The organism is Neomoorella sulfitireducens (assembly GCF_024733845.1).
Taxonomy (GTDB): Bacteria; Bacillota; DSM-521; order Neomoorellales; family Neomoorellaceae; genus Neomoorella; species Neomoorella sulfitireducens.
In genome coordinates this window covers 1-16136 of the sequence record NZ_JANRHG010000003.1, presented here as the reverse complement: position 1 = coordinate 16136, position 16136 = coordinate 1, and the positions used below count along the sequence as shown (strand labels likewise).

At 52.4% G+C, this 16136-nt stretch carries 17 protein-coding genes; 3 read left to right on the top strand and 14 right to left on the bottom strand.

Features of this window, described 5'->3' with window-relative positions:
• Positions 1 to 113: 113 nt before the first annotated feature.
• On the top strand, positions 114 to 1445 hold the full coding sequence (locus NWF31_RS04485) for a B12-binding domain-containing radical SAM protein (RefSeq protein ID WP_258359317.1): 1332 nt from the start codon (positions 114 to 116) through the stop codon (positions 1443 to 1445).
• A gap of 36 nt (positions 1446 to 1481) precedes the next feature.
• Here the strand turns inward: NWF31_RS04485 and NWF31_RS04480 are convergent, their stop codons facing one another.
• The 3 genes from NWF31_RS04480 to NWF31_RS04470 all read right to left on the bottom strand — a co-directional run bounded on the left by NWF31_RS04480 (position 1482) and on the right by NWF31_RS04470 (position 3501).
• Positions 1482 to 2258 (bottom strand): tetratricopeptide repeat protein, encoded by a 777-nt coding sequence (locus NWF31_RS04480; RefSeq protein WP_258359316.1) that lies wholly within the window; start codon positions 2256 to 2258, stop codon positions 1482 to 1484.
• A gap of 112 nt (positions 2259 to 2370) precedes the next feature.
• Positions 2371 to 2562, bottom strand: coding sequence for an FmdB family zinc ribbon protein (locus NWF31_RS04475; protein WP_258359315.1), 192 nt, complete (start codon positions 2560 to 2562; stop codon positions 2371 to 2373).
• 210 nt (positions 2563 to 2772) lie between these two features.
• Positions 2773 to 3501, bottom strand: coding sequence for an S-layer homology domain-containing protein (locus NWF31_RS04470; protein ID WP_258359314.1), 729 nt, complete (start codon positions 3499 to 3501; stop codon positions 2773 to 2775).
• 5 nt (positions 3502 to 3506) lie between these two features.
• Here NWF31_RS04470 and NWF31_RS04465 point away from each other — a divergent pair, with 5 nt between their 5' ends.
• Positions 3507 to 3707: a hypothetical protein gene (locus tag NWF31_RS04465; protein ID WP_258359313.1), complete on the top strand. Its 201-nt coding sequence runs from the start codon at positions 3507 to 3509 to the stop codon at positions 3705 to 3707.
• A gap of 137 nt (positions 3708 to 3844) precedes the next feature.
• On the opposite strand, the gene NWF31_RS04460 is transcribed toward NWF31_RS04465, so the two are convergent.
• A complete protein-coding gene (locus NWF31_RS04460) occupies positions 3845 to 4417 on the bottom strand; it encodes a nitroreductase family protein (RefSeq protein WP_258359312.1) in 573 nt (190 codons plus the stop codon).
• A 482-nt stretch (positions 4418 to 4899) separates the two neighbouring features.
• Here NWF31_RS04460 and NWF31_RS04455 point away from each other — a divergent pair, with 482 nt between their 5' ends.
• Positions 4900 to 6699, top strand: a complete 1800-nt coding sequence (locus tag NWF31_RS04455; protein ID WP_258359311.1) for a hypothetical protein — start codon at positions 4900 to 4902, stop codon at positions 6697 to 6699.
• Between the two features lie 139 nt (positions 6700 to 6838).
• Here the strand turns inward: NWF31_RS04455 and NWF31_RS04450 are convergent, their stop codons facing one another.
• The 10 genes from NWF31_RS04450 to NWF31_RS04405 all read right to left on the bottom strand — a co-directional run.
• Positions 6839 to 7273: a PepSY-associated TM helix domain-containing protein gene (locus NWF31_RS04450; protein ID WP_258359310.1), complete on the bottom strand. Its 435-nt coding sequence runs from the start codon at positions 7271 to 7273 to the stop codon at positions 6839 to 6841.
• Between the two features lie 394 nt (positions 7274 to 7667).
• Positions 7668 to 9125 carry a sensor histidine kinase gene (locus NWF31_RS04445; RefSeq protein ID WP_258359309.1) on the bottom strand — a complete coding sequence of 486 codons (1458 nt, stop codon included), beginning with the start codon at positions 9123 to 9125 and terminating at the stop codon, positions 7668 to 7670.
• Positions 9122 to 9805, bottom strand: a complete 684-nt coding sequence (locus tag NWF31_RS04440; protein ID WP_258359308.1) for a response regulator transcription factor — start codon at positions 9803 to 9805, stop codon at positions 9122 to 9124. Before NWF31_RS04440 ends, NWF31_RS04445 begins: the two co-directional genes overlap by 4 nt.
• Before the next feature lie 304 nt (positions 9806 to 10109).
• Complete coding sequence (locus NWF31_RS04435) at positions 10110 to 10244, bottom strand: hypothetical protein (RefSeq protein ID WP_258359307.1); 135 nt, start codon at positions 10242 to 10244, stop codon at positions 10110 to 10112.
• Positions 10245 to 10384: 140 nt separating this feature from the next.
• Positions 10385 to 11086 carry a Crp/Fnr family transcriptional regulator gene (locus NWF31_RS04430; protein ID WP_258359306.1) on the bottom strand — a complete coding sequence of 234 codons (702 nt, stop codon included), beginning with the start codon at positions 11084 to 11086 and terminating at the stop codon, positions 10385 to 10387.
• Positions 11086 to 13161: a flagellar assembly protein A gene (locus tag NWF31_RS04425; RefSeq protein ID WP_258359305.1), complete on the bottom strand. Its 2076-nt coding sequence runs from the start codon at positions 13159 to 13161 to the stop codon at positions 11086 to 11088. The genes NWF31_RS04430 and NWF31_RS04425 overlap by 1 nt, the downstream gene beginning before the upstream one ends.
• Before the next feature lie 94 nt (positions 13162 to 13255).
• Positions 13256 to 13657, bottom strand: a complete 402-nt coding sequence (locus NWF31_RS04420) for a Fur family transcriptional regulator (protein ID WP_258359304.1) — start codon at positions 13655 to 13657, stop codon at positions 13256 to 13258.
• A 53-nt stretch (positions 13658 to 13710) separates the two neighbouring features.
• Complete coding sequence (locus tag NWF31_RS04415) at positions 13711 to 14073, bottom strand: YlbF/YmcA family competence regulator (RefSeq protein WP_258359303.1); 363 nt, start codon at positions 14071 to 14073, stop codon at positions 13711 to 13713.
• Between the two features lie 19 nt (positions 14074 to 14092).
• Positions 14093 to 14764: a LysE family translocator gene (locus tag NWF31_RS04410; protein WP_258359302.1), complete on the bottom strand. Its 672-nt coding sequence runs from the start codon at positions 14762 to 14764 to the stop codon at positions 14093 to 14095.
• A gap of 61 nt (positions 14765 to 14825) precedes the next feature.
• A partial coding sequence (locus NWF31_RS04405) for an FAD-dependent oxidoreductase (protein ID WP_258359301.1) occupies positions 14826 to 16136 on the bottom strand: 1311 nt, incomplete at its 5' end.

Here is a 16136-nt window from a genome sequence, read left to right as displayed (position 1 = left end):
TACCCATCCTTTCCATTTTTGCAGGATTCCGTCACCATGTAGAGAACAGTATACATGAACCTTCAAAACCCTGGCCATATTAATGCTAAAACCCTTTTATCGGAGGTTAAAAAATGAAAATCGCTTTAATTGCCCCGGCCTGGCATGACCCCCTCTGGGAAAGCGAAAAGGAAAAGTCTATATTCCCGCCCCTGAATTTAATTACCCTGGCGGCCCTCACTCCGCCCCGTCATGAAGTGACCATTCTTGATGAAAGTTTAACCGATATCGACTTCGATGCAAAGTACGATCTGGTAGGTATTTCCGCCATGACGGCCCTGGCTCCCCGGGCCTATGAGATTGCCGACACCTTCCGGGAAAAGGGTATCAGGGTAGTCCTGGGCGGCATGCACCCATCGGCCCTGCCGGAAGAAGCCGCCGCCCATGCCGATGCCGTTGTTGTCGGCGAAGCCGAAGGCTCCTGGCAGCAGCTCCTCGCCGACCTGGAAGCAGGAAAACTGGAGCCCGTTTACCGGCAGCAGGAACGCCCCTCCCTGGAACATATGGTTTACCCGCGGCGTGACCTTTTACTCCGCAGCCGCTACCTGGTACCTGATACCGTCCAGACGACCCGCGGTTGTCCCTTTGCCTGCTCCTTCTGCAGCGTCAGCCAGTTCTTTGGCAGGAGCTTCCGCTTCCGGCCGGTAGAGGAGGTAATCGGCGAAGTCGCAGGGCTTGAAGGCGAAGTTATCGCCTTTATTGATGATAATATTGTCGGCAATGCCGGCTATGCCCGCCGCCTTTTCACCGAACTGGCGCGCCTGCCGAGGAAAGTAAAATGGTTCAGCCAGGGCTCCCTGAATATCGCCCGGGACGAAGAACTGCTGCAGCTGGCGGCGGCCAGCGGCTGCATCGGCCTCTTCATCGGCTTTGAATCCCTTTCCCCTGATAATTTGAAGGCTGTAGGCAAGGCCGTTAACCGTGTTGATGAATACCGGCAGGCTATCAAGAAGATCCATGATTACGGTATCGCCATTGAAGGGGCCTTTGTCTTCGGTCTCGACGAAGACGATGAAGGCGTCTTTGAACGGACCGTTAAATTCGCCCAGGAAAACCACCTTGAGGCGGCCCAGTTCGGCATCCTTACCCCCTTCCCGGGCACGCCCCTGCGGGCGGCTATGGAGCGGGAAGGACGGATCACCAGCAACGACTGGAGCGAATATACCATCAGTAAAGTGGTCTTCGAGCCTAAAAACATGAGCGCAAAAACCCTGCAGGAAGGCTTTAACTGGGCCTGGCAGGAGTTTTATTCCCTGGGTTCCATCTCCCGCCGCCTGGGGCTGGCCAAAAAGCACGCCGCCATCCTCTGGGCCCTTAATTTAAATATCCGCAAGCGTTTTAACCATTTTCTCGAAAAAATCGGTGCCGGCAACTTTGGCCTGCCCCGTCCATCCCTGGCCAAATAAAGAAGCCGGTGATCTACCGGCTTCTTTATTAATTGATTATTGAGGGTTCCCCTCGTTCCCCTGCTCTCCTCCTGCCTGGGGCTGGCTATTTCCTTCCTGGTTCGCCTGTTGTTTGGCCGCTTCGGCCTGCTCGATCATCTCCCGGACCTGGGCGGCTAGTTCCTCGTCCGGGTTGTGCTTTAAAATTTCCTGCCACTGGTCTATGGCTCCCTGTAAGTCGCCCTTCGTATAAACCAGGTACATCCCATAATTCAAGCGGGCATTATTATCCCCCGGGTCGGCTTTAATGGCCTCCTGGAAGTTTTCTTCCGCGAGTTTTTCATCGCCGGCATACAGGGCCGCGCCGGCCATTCGCAAATATATTCCTTCCTCCCGGGGATTAATTTTCACCACCTGCCGGTAATTGTCCAGGGCTGCCTTGAAACTCTCGCCCGCTTTTTCCTGGTCGCCATTGACCATGAGATACAGGGTCCCCAGGTTATACTGGTTATCGCCTAGCTGGAGCAAAATAGCCACATCATCCGGTTTGGCCTGCAGCTCTTTTTGTAAGTTGCTGATTTCCGTCTCCAGCTGGCTGATTTGCTCCCGGGCTGCCTTCTGGAGTTCTTCTGCCTGCCGGGCAGCATCGCCTGTCCCTTCCCGGTCCCCCTGGGATCCCGCCGGCGATTTAGGAGCTGCAAATATAGCATAACTGCCGATTAACCCGATACTTAAAACTACAACAAACAAAATTCCCAAAACCGGCCGCTTTTTGCTCAACCGGCGCAGGGAAGTCATCATGCCCATTTCGTCCACTCCTCTCTGCCCCATCATAACTTAACCGTCCGGTAAGAGTCAATTAAAAATATAAGCCCTGGATTTCCAGGGCATACCGATCTTTCCTTTATCTATTCTCAAGGGCCACCGGCCCTTGTCCTTATCCTCCTCAGCTGAACCGGCTACCGGATGGCGCCGCGCAGCCGCCGCTACTACCGCCCAGGATGGTGATCCCGGTAAAGAGCTGCTGCAGCTTCCGGCTACCGCACGTGGGGCAGGTGGCCTTATCTTTTTCTTTCCAGGACATTTTCACGGTAAATCGTTCACCACAATCCTGGCAACGGAAATCATAGGTCGGCACGTCGTTCACCCCCTATCGGCCCGAGCTTGAAAAAATATCGTTTGCTGACTTGACGGCCTTCATGCGTTCCGTATGGTATTTTACTATTATTTATTTTCGCCGTCAATATTTTTAAGCGGAAGATTTTCCCGGATAATAGGGTAAGGTGAACATTTTTATAATTAAAAGGGGGTGAAGTTTTTCACCCCCTTTCCGATTGATATAAGTTATCTACTGACTAATTTGTCCTATACCTGCAAGCATACGTTTAAGCATGACGACCGCCTCCGCCCGTGTGGCGTTTTCTTTCGGGGCGAAGCAGTTATCGGCTCTTCCCCTCGCTATACCCGCTTTAACTGCTTGAGCCACGGCTTCTTTTGCCCACGCACTTACGGTGTCCCTGTCAGCAAAAGCGGCAAGCGCCGCATCGTCTGCAGTGATGTATACGCCGCTCCTGGTCATCGCCCTGACCACCATGGCCGCAATCTCTTCACGAGTAATATTCTGGTCGGGACGGAAAGTGCCGTCTGAGTACCCGCCGACAAGGCCCTCCGCTTTGGCAGCTTCAACCACGCCATAGTACCAGGAGTTGGGGTTAACATCTTTGAAGCTAGCCTCCGCCGGTGTGGCTTCTTTAATGCCCATGCACCTGATGAGGAAAGCTGCAAACTGCGCCCTGGTTACATTGCCGTTGGGATCGAAGCTGCCGGAAGATACCCCACCGGCAATGTCCATGTCGGCCATCTGCTCGATGTCGTCCTGACCCCAGTGTCCCTGGATGTCGGCAAAAGTCTTGCCCGCAAACACGGCAAATACGGTCAGATGGTCAACTTCAACGGTTATGGTGCCTTTGGTAAGATCGTACTTACCACCAACTCTCTTCCAGGCGTTTTTACCATCGTCGTAGTAGAAGACTACTGGCCTGTAACCTTTAGACAGTTTGCTGCTATCAAAGTTCAACGACGGTGAACGGTGAAGAGACGCCGATTGAAGCAGGCGGCAGTTACAGTGGCGAGATTATCCTTACAGGAGTTAGCGTAAGGATTATATTTACATCTTTTGCAATAAAAACAGATAACCTTCTGGGGCAGATAAGAAGAACAGGAATATATGTGCGCGAAAATGGGATTGCCGGTACGGTGCAGCAGATTGATCTGAGAATATAAATGCCATGCAATAAGCTTTGTAACGTAAGCGTAAAACCCCTACCTTGCATCTAAGGTGGGGGTTATTTTACTTTTCCGCCCTGGCTCCGGGAGCGATCTTCCGGTGAAATGAGGGAAAAACAGCCGGGTGATGGAAGTCAGTCTCCAAGCCAGGTGACCACTTCTTCAAGGGGTTTACGGGGTTTGGGGGCAGGGTCCTCATCCGGATAGCCAAGCGGCGTCAGTGCTACTAATTCCATGTCGTCAGGAATGGACAGGATTTTGCGCAGGATTTGTTCCTCATTTAAAGGACCGGTCATCCAGCAGGTACCTAATCCTTCCCGGGTAGCCGCCAAAAGGAGATAACTAAAAGCAGCTGCCGTGCTCTCTAAAAAACTCTTGTGCAAGCCCGGCTCCTCATGTGTTTGACTTAATGCTACAACAATCGCCGGTGCCTCATTCAAAATTTGTACAAACCTCAATAGCCCCTCCTTGCGCGGGCTGCGTTGGCCAGCCGGCATAGTCTCTGCTTCTGCTACTTCACGAAAAGCCCGGGCTAACTCATCCTTCTTATCTCCTATAACAACAATAAACCTCCAGGGTTGCCGGTTAAGACCTGAAGGAGCCCAGGTAGCTATTTCCAGTATCCTGGTTATTACCTCCTGGGGCACCGGATCGGTTTCATACTTGCGGATGCTCCGTCTCCTCTTAATCAATTCATACAGTTCCATAAACAACACCAGCTCCTTACACATTTTTTTATATTCTGTTCATTATTTGCCAAATCCTATATTACCATAAATACCACTAAAACTCTACTAGTTAGCTGTCGCCGCAGGTGATGGCGGCTGCAACCGGGTCATGCTGCCCGCCGGCAAAGCCCAGTTCGTCAAGGTTTATTAATATCATGTCCGCCGCCATCCCAGGCGCCAGGTAGCCCGGGTCCTCCCGGACAAAATTTTTAGACGCAGCCTGTCCACCACCATAATGGGAACCACATTATGCTTTTTTGGTATAAGGCCCGGTTTATTTATGAATTACCTTTTTATTCTGTACTGGATTAAAATAACATTGGAGTTAGACACTGGAGTTAATAGTGCCTGCAGAAAGGGGTGGTAGCTCTTGAGGTAATATTCACACATAACCCTCAGTTTAAAAATTGCCGGTCAAGCTGCTTTGAGAATTGACCAAATTTCCTGAAGGGGTGAATAAAATGCTAAAGACAAAGCGATTAAGGAATATTCTGGTATTGCTCTTCACCGTCTTACTCCTCACCTTATCCCTTGCCGCAGGCGCTACAGCCGGAATTGCTTCGTCTTCATATAAAAACAGCGCAATAGTATCGGTTGACGCAGGTGAAACCTGGATTGTAGATAGGACTACCCGGGTGGACGTGCTGAAAATTGCAGACGGGGCTGTCATTACCGCTCCTGAAGGGTACAGTCTGACCATGACCGTTAACGGCATCGGTACCCCCATCGAGCCGGGTACATATATTGGCAACATCGTTCTCACACCGACGGAGAATATTATAGTTCAATATCGAGAGTTAGATCCACATTATTTGAAGACCGGTATTTATATTGAAAACGGTAAATATGTACCGGAAAAGTCTGTGGCAGCTGTTGTATCCGAAGGTAAAGTTGTCGGCAAGAGCATCAAAGATGTAAAGATAACTTCCAATGAGGAAAAGTTCAACGGCATTATTGTGACAGGAAATTCTAAATTTAATATCCTTAACCCGCAAGTTTACCTTACCGGCAACGGCGGCAATGACTTTGCCGGTTACGGCGCCGGGATTATGACCGGCGGCAACGCCGACGTTACTGTAGATGGCGCTACGATTATTAACGAAGGTTGCATCAGGCCGGCCATCTTTGTCGGCGACAACAGCGTCCTCAGGGTTAATAATTCTCATATCGAAAGCCGCAACGGTACCCTGCCCGAAGATTATTCGTTTACTATAGAAATGGGCAAGATGATGGAATGCCCCTGGATGCTGGGGATCAAGGGCAATTGCCGCACCACCAACCTGGTCGGCAACGGTACCGTTTACTATAATAATTGCTACATTAAGAGTGAAGCATGGGGCGCCCTTTCTACTGACGATACCAATACAGTGCGGATGTACGTAACCGACTCCCTCATTGAAACCGTCAAGAGCGGATACGGGGCTTATTCCATAGGCGATTCCATCGATACATTTACTCGCTCCACTATGAACGTTGCTGACTACGGCTTGATTATGGCTAACGGCTCCGGTTCCGGTGTTTTTGATGCCAGTGTTGTTAACTCCGGAAAGATCGGCGTCATGATGCACGGCGGTAACGAGGGTAATCTGCTAATTAACAACGGCAGCGTCTTCAATACCAAGAAGGCTGTTATCCAGGTAAAAAGCAGCTATCCGACCATAGTGGTAGATAATGCCGAGCTCAATTCTGAAAGCGGCATCATCCTCCAGGCAGTGGAGAACGACGACCCCTTCATGGCGATGATGATGGCAGGCGGCGGTCCCGGCGGCCCACCTGCCGGCGATGCGGCTCCCCCTGCTGACACCGGCAGCCAGGAACCCAAAACCATCAACGCCACCTTTAAGAACGTCACCCTCAACGGCGACTTCATGAACGCCATGACGGCTCTGGGCGGCTTGAATCTCACCTTTGAGAATGCCGTCGTCAAGGGTGCCATCACCACGGCCACTGTCGAGCACGCCACCGGACCCAACGGCGAACCCGTCACTATGGATCATCCTGAACTATACTACTTAATCGGCGAATTTATCCCCACCTACTGCGCCACCGAAGACCCCTACGGCGTTAATGCCACCTTCGCCAGGGGTTCGCAGTGGATTGTGGACAAGACGTCCTATCTGACTGGCCTGACCATTGCCAAAGGTGCCAGCGTCACCGCTCCCGAAGGCTACAGCCTGACCATGACGGTGAACGGCGTCGAGCGGCCTATTATTCCCGGCACCTACAGCGGCCGGATTGTGCTGGCAGTTAATCCTGAGTAATATTTTATAAACAGAACTTCAGCCCGCCTAACGGCAATAAACCTCAAACAGATATATACGTTTAGAGGGAGGCCCGACCTCCCTCTTCTCATATCGCTGGTAGGGCACCCCCCACCCCTGCAACTCAAGCTCCAACTTTTTACCTGCGCACTAAAATTTTTATAGCCATGTAGACCCCGGTCAAAGTAAGGATAATGATGCTTATAGCTGTAAGTTGTATTAACCAACGGATATTTAAACTGCCCAGCCTGCCCTCATGTAACTCGAGAACAATTCCCATCAAGTTACCCCTGGCCTCCGTCTTTCCGGCGTCAGCAAAACCTGAAAAATCCGGCCTTCCTCTCTGTATCCCTGAATCCTGATTCTCTACTGCAGCATTATCAGAGCTCGCTTCCGATGTGCCAGGATTTCCCGGCAGTGCGAGACGGGAACTGCTTTCTGCTACGGGGCCCCTGGCCGGTGCCCCCAGGAGTGACGGATACGATAAGAGTAGTCCTGTACCGGCCTCCAGAAGAATAAAAACCGCAGTAATAAGCCCCAGCCATAAATGCAGATTGTGTATTTTTTTAAACATACAAAGATCCTCCTTTGAAAAAGATTATTATTAAACCACGATGCCCTCGACCAGTACCCCGCAGGCGGTCAATGGAAAACCCATAAACGGCTGCCGGAATAATTAATTACCAGTCCTGCACCGGTGGCAATAAACTTGCTGACAAGCACAGGCCAGACCAGTTGATTGTGCAACCAAACCAGCAACCAATAGAACTATTACCATCATACCATCTTCAGCTTAATTAACCCTTAACGGTAACTGAATTTTACTTAAGTAATAGCTGAAATTATGCTTAAAACTGTAAACCATGGCTGGAAACTAAAACAATGACGGCATTCATCCCCCCAGGGTCAACCGGGGATGATTGCCGCCTCCTGGAGCACTCCTTCACGCTTTTTAAGAAAAAACCGGTTTAAGCAGGTAACCAAACATAAAAAGTGCATCCTTCCCCCTGTTTACTCTTAACGCTGATAGTCCCGCCGTGGGCGTCAACAATGGCTTTGGCGATGGCTAAGCCCAGACCGGCCCCGCCGTATTTACGTGTCCGCGAAACTTCGGCACGATAAAAGCGGTCAAAGATATGGGGAAGATGGATATCACTGATCCCCGGGCCGTTGTCCTGCACGGACAACTGCACACCGCCCCTTTGGCCGTATAATGCAATCTTTATGTAGCCATTTTCTGGATCCGTGTGCTGCACCGCGTTATGAAACAGGTTCAAGATCAGCTGTTTCATTTTATCCTTATCAAATTTGCACTTCATATTCGGCTCGATGTCTATATCCAGCTTCCTGCCAGCGCCCAGGATGCGCAGCTGGGGCTCCATATCCCAGACCACCGTATCCAGCAGGCCTTCCTGTAGCTCCATATGTGACGCACGGTCCAGTTTGGCCAGGAGAAGGAGATCACGTACCAGTTTATTCAGGCGCGCCGATTCGCTATACATGCTTTTTAGAGCTCTCTCCAGCTGGTCCGGCTGATTGGCCGCGCCGCGGAGCAACACCTCTAAAAACCCGTGAATGGAGGTCAGCGGCGTGCGGAGCTCATGCGAGGCATCGGCAACGAAACGGCGCATCTGTTCTTGGGTTTCTCTTTCCGCTTTAAAGGAGGCTTCCAGACGGTCCAGCATGGCGTTAAAAGATTCCGCCAGCCGGTCTATTTCCATCTGGCCCTGCCGCGTAGGAAAACGCCTGGCCAGGTTCCCGGCATCAATCTGCTCCACCGTAGTCACCATATTGGTCAACGGTACCAGGGTCCGGTTAAGGACCGGAAAAAAGGTAAGCAAACCGCAAAACAGGGCGGTAAAGGCCAGCAATAAAAAAATCAGCAGTTGCCGCATCAGCAGTTCCTTGAGGGGGCCAGTTGAAGTACTGGCCTGGACCACGCCCAGCATTTCACCCGGGGCCCCAGGGATAGGCTGCAATATAAGTAACTGTTCGTCTCCTCCCGCACCGCCAATAACTTTATAATGCAGTCCTGGATCTTGGTTAAGGATATTGAGATACTCTTCCACCTCCAGCTGAGGGGGGTCAGGCGCGCCGGGCTCTTTCGCTAAGACGGCAAAATTCCCCCGGATATCAATAAATGCCAGTTTCGTCCCAAGAATAAAAAAATACGGCAAGCGCCTTTTCACGTATTCCTGGCTGTCCAGGACGGCCTGCTCCCAGATCTGGCGGGGGAGTGATATAATCTGGGTTTGGAGGGTGGCAGCTTTATTCCTGTAAATAAACTCCCGCATGAAGATGTATTGAAATACCCCAATAAACGCCAGCAACACGGCCAGGATCAACAGCGACCGGCACAGCAGCTGGAACCGCAGGGAGGTGGGGTTAAAAAAAGAGCTAAAGGAAATATTTCTCTTGCTTTTCATGATAGTTCCACCCGGTAACCTGAACCGCGTATAGTCCTTATTATTTGATGTTCTTTGTCATTTAATTTATCACGCAGGGAACGAATGTACACTTCTACAATATTTTCCTCTCCCCCGAAATCATAGCCCCACACTTTATCAAGAATCATTCGTTTGCTTAAAACCAATCCATGATTGAGAACTAATAATTTTAACAGTTCATATTCCGTTGGTGAGAGCTCCAGAACCCGTTCATTGAACTTTATTTCTTTACGACGGTCATCAATTTGGAACGGCCCGACCACCACTTCTCCAAACAGATTGGGAAATTGATTGCGTACCCTGGCATAAATCCTGGCAAGCAACTCCTCAAAACTAAAGGGTTTTAACATGTAATCGTCGGCACCGAGCATAAGCCCTTTCACCCGGTCATCGACTTCATCCCTGGCCGTCAGCATGATTACCGCCACGTTCTCCATCCTTTTTAGCATACGGCACACCTCAAAACCGTCCATGCCGGGCATCATGACGTCGAGGATAACGACATGGGGTTGGAATTCTTTAAGAAGAGTGATGGCTTTAACGCCATCCTGTGCCGTCCTGACATCAAAACCCTCATTTTGCAGGCCGAGTTCTAAAAATTGCAGTATATTCGGTTCGTCGTCGACTACTAATATTTTAATTCCCTTTAATTGGTGCATTCCTCACCTACCACCTTCATGGAAATCATCTTTCTTATATTATCAGACCTGAAACTAAAACTGTACTGAAGGCAAACTGAAAATTTGTTGAATATCGGGGATTTTTTTCGCCGGGCGCACCTGCTATACCGCAGGCAACGGGTAGACGCCACTTTGTCAAATCCATGCACCCCGGGGTAGAAATTTAATGCGAAAACAAAAACTCCCCGGATACTATGATAACATACGGGGAGTCCAGATAGATACAAAAATACCCCGCAGGTTTCCTCCTATATCCGGGGACTGCAGGGTCAAAGTCCAAGGTTTATCCTTTACAGGGCAGCGTGTGGTTCTCGCCCTTATCCCGTGGTTTTTCTACTTTAATGCCGAGCCACTGCAAGAGCTCTACCCAGTCCTGGCCGGATTCCAGCCTCCTGGGTGAAGGTTGCCGGCCATCCATTTGTTTAACACCCCCCTAAATTAAACTTTTGTTTGATTTTATTGTTTTTTATAATACCCTGATTTATTTCTGTACGCAAGTGCTAAATCTTAATAAGCATTATTCACCCGATGAAAGGTATATATTTACTGTTTAGCAGTTTAATCCCATCCGGCCAGCTTTTGCGGGGCCAGGATGGTAATTCGCTGGCGTTCAACACCCACAACGCCCAGGCGTTTGAAGTCGCTTAAAATCCGGGCCACCGTTTCCCGGGACGTGCCTATAAGGTTCGCCAGTTCTTGCTGGCTTAAATTTAAATCGATGGTAATACCGTCTTCCCCTGGTGTCCCGTAATCCCTTGCCAGCTGGAGGAGGGTGCTGGCCAGGCGACCGTAGGCCCCTTTAAGGGCCAGGTCCCGGATATGTTCCTGGGCCTTGCGCAGGCGCCGGCTCATAACTTTGATAATTTTAACGGCCATTTCCCCGTGATTGCTGAGGAGCCTTTCCATATCGGCATTGCGGATGATACCCACTTCGGTATCTTCCAGGGTTTCAGCAGTCGCCGGGTAAGGGCCCCCGCCGAACAAAAGAACTTCGGCGAAAATTTCTCCTTCCCGGACGAAGTGCAGGATCTTTTCCCGTCCATCCTCAAGGACCTGGAATAATTTGATAGCCCCTTTTTTAACGAAATAGATGGCATCGCCGGGTTCGCCTTCCATAAAAATATACATGTTTTTGCGGTAACGGCGGAACAAGGCCAGGGCAGCGATATTTTGCAACTCTTCCGGGCTCAAGTCTTTAAATAGAGATACCTGGCGTAAATATTCCCAATCAGCAGCCACCACACCCACCTTCTTCCCCATCAAAATACTCCCAGGATCATATCGCCCTCATTATCTAAATAGGCCATAACTCGATTTTCTTCATTCTCCACCTGGCGGATACGCTTGCCTATTTGCAGGGTGCAGTTCGGCCAGATCTTCCCGCTTTTAATTATCCTACCTTCGGCAACCCTGACCAGGGTCCTGGCCCCACCGCTGGAACCCGTCTCCTGGACATAGACATCACCACCGGCATAAATACTGCCGCCCCGGAAGACACCCTGGATCTCCACCTTGCCCCCGGCTACAATCTCGCAGTTAAAACAGCCGCGGCCGGTAATTTTTACCCACCCGCTGGCTTGAAGCCTGCTGTTGAGGGCATAGCTTAAAGTAATATTACCTCCCTCACCGGATATCTCCTGGCAGAAGGCCGCCATCTCCTCAACGGCGGCAGCCATCTGGCCGAGTTTCGCCGGGTTGAGACTCTGAATGGCTGAAGGCGAGCCGAAGGATCGGGCCAGTTCACGTCCAAGCTGGATTAAATTTTGTTCCTCCTCTCCTCCTTCCGTGCCCCGGAGAAGCTGCTCCAGCCTGGCTGCCAGGGCAGGCAATTTTTTAAATTTATTTTCCACCAGCACGCCAATCAGGTAGCCGGTGTTAAGATAATCATTGGCCCCGCCCTGCTTCCTGGCACTCTGCTCCAGCTGTACGGCAGCTGCCTGCAGGAGCGATAGCTGATGGGCGAGATCGGCCAGGATAGGTTCTGCACCCTGATAAATGCTTTTATTTCCCCCGGCAACCAGGAACGAACCGATACAGTTGCGGTGAATATTAATTGTTCCCCCGGCTTGAACTGTAGCCTGGGTAACGTCGCCGCCGATTTCTACATCCCTGGTGGCAGTCACCTGCATGGTTTCGGTAACATTGCCGGTGACGCTGATACAGCCTTTAAACTTGAGGTTACCGGAAGCCAGGTCAACATCTCCCCGGTGGGTCAGGACCGGGAGGATATCGATTATAACCTTCCCTTTTCGCCGGCTTAACTGGGGCCGGCCCTCGGCTGTAGCAACACAGCGCCGGCCGTCAATAACTTCTGTTCCTTTTCCGGCCACCAATTCGACATCCCGGGGCTCAGGCGGGGGAATAACCTTGCCCGTAACCGTCATTCCCGGCTTACCAGGCTGCGGTGGTATCTTAACGGCGACGAGGTCACCTACAGCAGCTGAAGCCCGGATCACCATCTCCCGGTAATCCACCTGCTCCTCCTCGCCCACTTCTTTTCTAGTCATCTCCGTAGAAAAAAGAAATTCCACCCGCCCGTCTTCCGGGGGCCGGGGCGCCAGGCCCCGGGCAATTACTATCTCCATCTCCCTGGCCTCCGTACATGCCTGCCGGACGGCTTCTTCGTCAATATTATAAACAACCTGCTGGCGGTTTAACTCGGCCAGGAGCTCCTCCCGGGAAACGGCCGGCAGGGCAATATCCACCGGTACGCCCCTTAATTCCAGGCGGCCGGACGGGAGCCGGTCCTGTAATTTCCAGGTCCTTTTCCAACCCGGCCTGACCGTTAATTTCGCCGTCAGGCCGTCACCGGTCACCGTCAATTTCCATTCTCCCTCGCGCCGCTCTTCCCTGGATTTAACGGTAATTATGTCACCATTATGAACGGCAACCTCATTTGCAACGGGCATGCCGTTAACGTAAAGTTCAAAATGTTCCCCGGGAATAATTGTGGCCGGAATATTGCCGGCGCCGATATGGATTTGTCCTCCTTCAATCCAGGCAACGGCAGGACGATCCCCTGCCCCCCCCTCTCCACCATCACCCCTGGCAGTAACCGCATCGTTATCTCCGGTAGTTTCCGGCTCAGGCTGCGCCTTACCTTCTTCCCCATTGCTTTCCTGAAGCCTGCCGTCCTGCCCCGGAGCCGTTTCTCCTTCCCCTTCGGGCCGGGCCAGTATCACTGCCGGCCGGAAACCCAGTCCGAAAAAACCCTTGCTGCCGGCATCAATTATTTCCACCGCCAGTTCTTCAGGTAAAACATTAAGTAGATCCGCCGCCCTGTGGATGGCCTCATCTACCGTCTTTCCTTCCACCCTTATACAATCAGCCGCCACAGCCCCCACCTCTGGTCAAAACTATTTTCCTAATTTAAATTCTCGGTTACGGGTTTAATTCCTTTAAAAAAAACCAGGGCGTATGCACCTGGTTTTAGTTTTGCCTTTGCTGGTGGCATGCCTTGCAGATACCGTAAAATTCAAGGCGGTGATAGAGGACTTCACCGCAGTCGCCGGCTTCGGCCTCTTTTTCCAGTTCGTAATGCACCGCCATTTCCAGGTCGGTAATACGACCACACTCCAGGCAGACAAAGTGGTAATGGTTCTCGGGATTACCATCATAGCGGCTGTAGGTGCTGCCGTAATTTAATTCCATGATCTCGCCGGCTTCTTTTAAAACTCCAAGGTTCCGGTAAACCGTTCCCAGGCTGATGTCAGGTAAAACTTTACGCGCCTGGGCATAGATCCAGTCTGCCGTGGGGTGGATTTTGGTATTGCGCAGGATGTCCAGGATGACTTTTTTCTGTTTAGTCATACGCTTACCAGTAGGTTCCATAATGGCCACCAGCCTGTTGATAATAATTATTACTCTTATTGTAACCCCTGGTCTTACTTGTTGTCAATTTCATTAACAATATCTTTTCCCCATTCAGGTATGGCATCAAGTAGTATTTTCTGGATATCCGCCAGCAGGCGGGCTACCCTTTCTTCCGCAGCGAGATAGGCCGTTATGGAGGGATTGAGGCTGATAATACGATAGCTTTCCTCCACGGCCTGCTTTAAAGCCGGATCCGGTTCCTTCCCGCTTAAAAGGGTCATCTCCAGTTCCAGCTGGCGCCGCCGGAAATCCCGCAGCATGTCCAGGTTGGCGGGATTACTCTCCATCTTAGCCCTGGCCAAACGATAATCGCCGTATTCATTGCTCCGGCTTAAAGCACGGGCCAGCTCATGGGCACGGTCGTATACTTCCATCAAGGATCACCTCGCTGTTTTACAGGCTGATATGGCCGCGGTAACCGGCAACAATAAACAGGACACCTAAAATAAGGAGAAACAGCCCACAGGCCATGATTAAATACCGGTAGACCCTCTGGCTGATAATGCGGTGGCCGGCGGCTACCCCGGCGGCAACCAGGGAGTACCAGCCGAGATCTGATAAAATATGGCCGCTGAAAAAGAGGGCTATCCCGCCGGCCCCCAGGCGGGCCGCCTGGGCGACAAAGGCGGCGCCGATGGTTGCCCACCAGAGCAGCCAGTAGGGATTGGCCAGGCTGATTAAGCCCCCGGCGGTTACTGTATGTAATAGCGGCCGCGGCGGCAGATGCAGGGAATTGTCCTTATTTCCCGTCAGGGCCAGCTGGACCTGGCTGGCCCCGGCGCTGCGGATCATACCCGTTCCCAGCCAGATCAATACCGCCCCTCCCAGGACGGCTACCACCCGGCCTACTGCGGGAAGGGCCAGGAAACTTCCCAGGCCGAGGAGGAGCAGGAACAACATGAGTAGTTCCAGGAGGCCGTGGCCCAGGACCAGGAGCGGCCCGGCGCCGGCTCCCCGCCGGGTGCTTTCTTCGACGACCAGGGTCAGTAAAGGACCGGGCATCAGGGCCCCGGAAAGCCCTACCATAAAGGCGGTGGTAAACAGGGCCAGCAATTCTGCAGACAAAAGTTTCTCCTCCCCGCTGATGGTGCTGTATTCCTAATCGCACATGATTATTTTCAAGTTATTATTCGGCACCCGGCGCCTTTTTCCTTCCTAACAACGGTTCGGAAAAAATCCCTGCCAGGCCGGCTACCCTTTTCTTGATAACCACCCGGTCGGTAGTGTAAAGTCCCAGCTTTTGCATGCGCTCGAAATAGATAGACCCGGAAAAGGTAAAACGCTGGTAGAGGCCATCACCCTTATATACCTGGCGGCCGGTATAAGCGATTATATCACCTACGGCCAGGGTAGAAGGTAAAACCAGCAATTCCCTGCCAGCCAGGAGGCGCACTGCGTTGTGACCGGCCAGGGTGCCGGTGACGATGGCTTCAGTATGGCCGACCAAGGGGCCGGCCTTTTCCCCGGCGCAGAAGACGTTGGCCAGGCCCTGTATCTGTAAAGTATCTTCCCTGGGTACCATGGCCAGAAAGCGCACCGAATTGCCGGTGCCGCCGGCATAGGGATCTTCAAAGCGGGCGTTTTCCAGGCCGGCTACCCGGCGCAGGGCTTCCAGGGGGAAAAAGGGAGCCATGAGTTTGGCATGACCGGTATCCAGGAGGATAATGTTAGTCGCATACTCGGGCAAGGCATACTGCTGGCAGGCCTTGCGCCGGAGCAGTTCACCTTTACCCGGCAAATCAGGAGGTACGGGCAGGACGGCCACTCCTTTTTCCTCCAGCTCGGCCGCCAGCCAGGACGCCAGGGAACCCTTGTGCAGCTTGCAGGAACCGCTTAAAGCCCCGCGACCGCCGCCGCGCCTCAAAGCCGCGTATTCCTTCACCCCGGCCAGGGCGGCAAGGCCGACGCGGCCGCCAAAGGCCGGGCAGCGGTAAATACACATGGCACAACCGTTACCGTAGCGGCGGCAGTTGGCCGGCGGCCCCGCCGTACCGGTAGCGTCGATAAAAGTCTCGCCGGGGTAAGTACGTCCCCCTTCGGTACTGACTGCCTGGAGGGTGTTGCCTGCCGCCTGGACGGCAGTAACCCGGCTTAAAAGATGTACCTCGACGCCTGCCTCAATTAAAGCCTGCCGGACCAGGGGCTCAATGCGGGCCACGTCATAAAGCCAGGCATGGCGGTGGCCGGCAAAGTCGATATTGCGGTGACGGGCGACGCTGTCGCAGAGCTCGAACAATTCCCCCCCGCCCAGGGCAATCATCTCTTCCGCTGCCGTGAAACGGCCGTTATTGCGCATTATCCCCCCAACCAGGCCGGTACCCAGGAGCATATCCGTCCGCTCCAGGAGAATCACTTCCGCGCCTGCCCGGCGGGCGGCCAGGGCTGCCGCACAACCTGCCCAGCCCCCCCCGACTATGACTACCCGGGGCATATTAAG

Excerpts from the sequence above, each read along its gene's own strand:
- NWF31_RS04450 (WP_258359310.1), bottom strand. The coding sequence starts at position 7,273 with ATGTTTAAAAAAATACACAATCTGCATTTATGGCTGGGGCTTATTACT.
- NWF31_RS04455 (WP_258359311.1), top strand. The coding sequence starts at position 4,900 with ATGCTAAAGACAAAGCGATTAAGGAATATTCTGGTATTGCTCTTCACC.
- NWF31_RS04485 (WP_258359317.1), top strand. The coding sequence starts at position 114 with ATGAAAATCGCTTTAATTGCCCCGGCCTGGCATGACCCCCTCTGGGAA.
- NWF31_RS04460 (WP_258359312.1), bottom strand. The coding sequence starts at position 4,417 with ATGGAACTGTATGAATTGATTAAGAGGAGACGGAGCATCCGCAAGTAT.
- NWF31_RS04420 (WP_258359304.1), bottom strand. The coding sequence starts at position 13,657 with ATGGAACCTACTGGTAAGCGTATGACTAAACAGAAAAAAGTCATCCTG.
- NWF31_RS04445 (WP_258359309.1), bottom strand. The coding sequence starts at position 9,125 with ATGAAAAGCAAGAGAAATATTTCCTTTAGCTCTTTTTTTAACCCCACC.
- NWF31_RS04435 (WP_258359307.1), bottom strand. The coding sequence starts at position 10,244 with ATGGATGGCCGGCAACCTTCACCCAGGAGGCTGGAATCCGGCCAGGAC.
- NWF31_RS04430 (WP_258359306.1), bottom strand. The coding sequence starts at position 11,086 with ATGGGGAAGAAGGTGGGTGTGGTGGCTGCTGATTGGGAATATTTACGC.
- NWF31_RS04440 (WP_258359308.1), bottom strand. The coding sequence starts at position 9,805 with ATGCACCAATTAAAGGGAATTAAAATATTAGTAGTCGACGACGAACCG.
- NWF31_RS04480 (WP_258359316.1), bottom strand. The coding sequence starts at position 2,258 with ATGATGGGGCAGAGAGGAGTGGACGAAATGGGCATGATGACTTCCCTG.
- NWF31_RS04415 (WP_258359303.1), bottom strand. The coding sequence starts at position 14,073 with ATGGAAGTATACGACCGTGCCCATGAGCTGGCCCGTGCTTTAAGCCGG.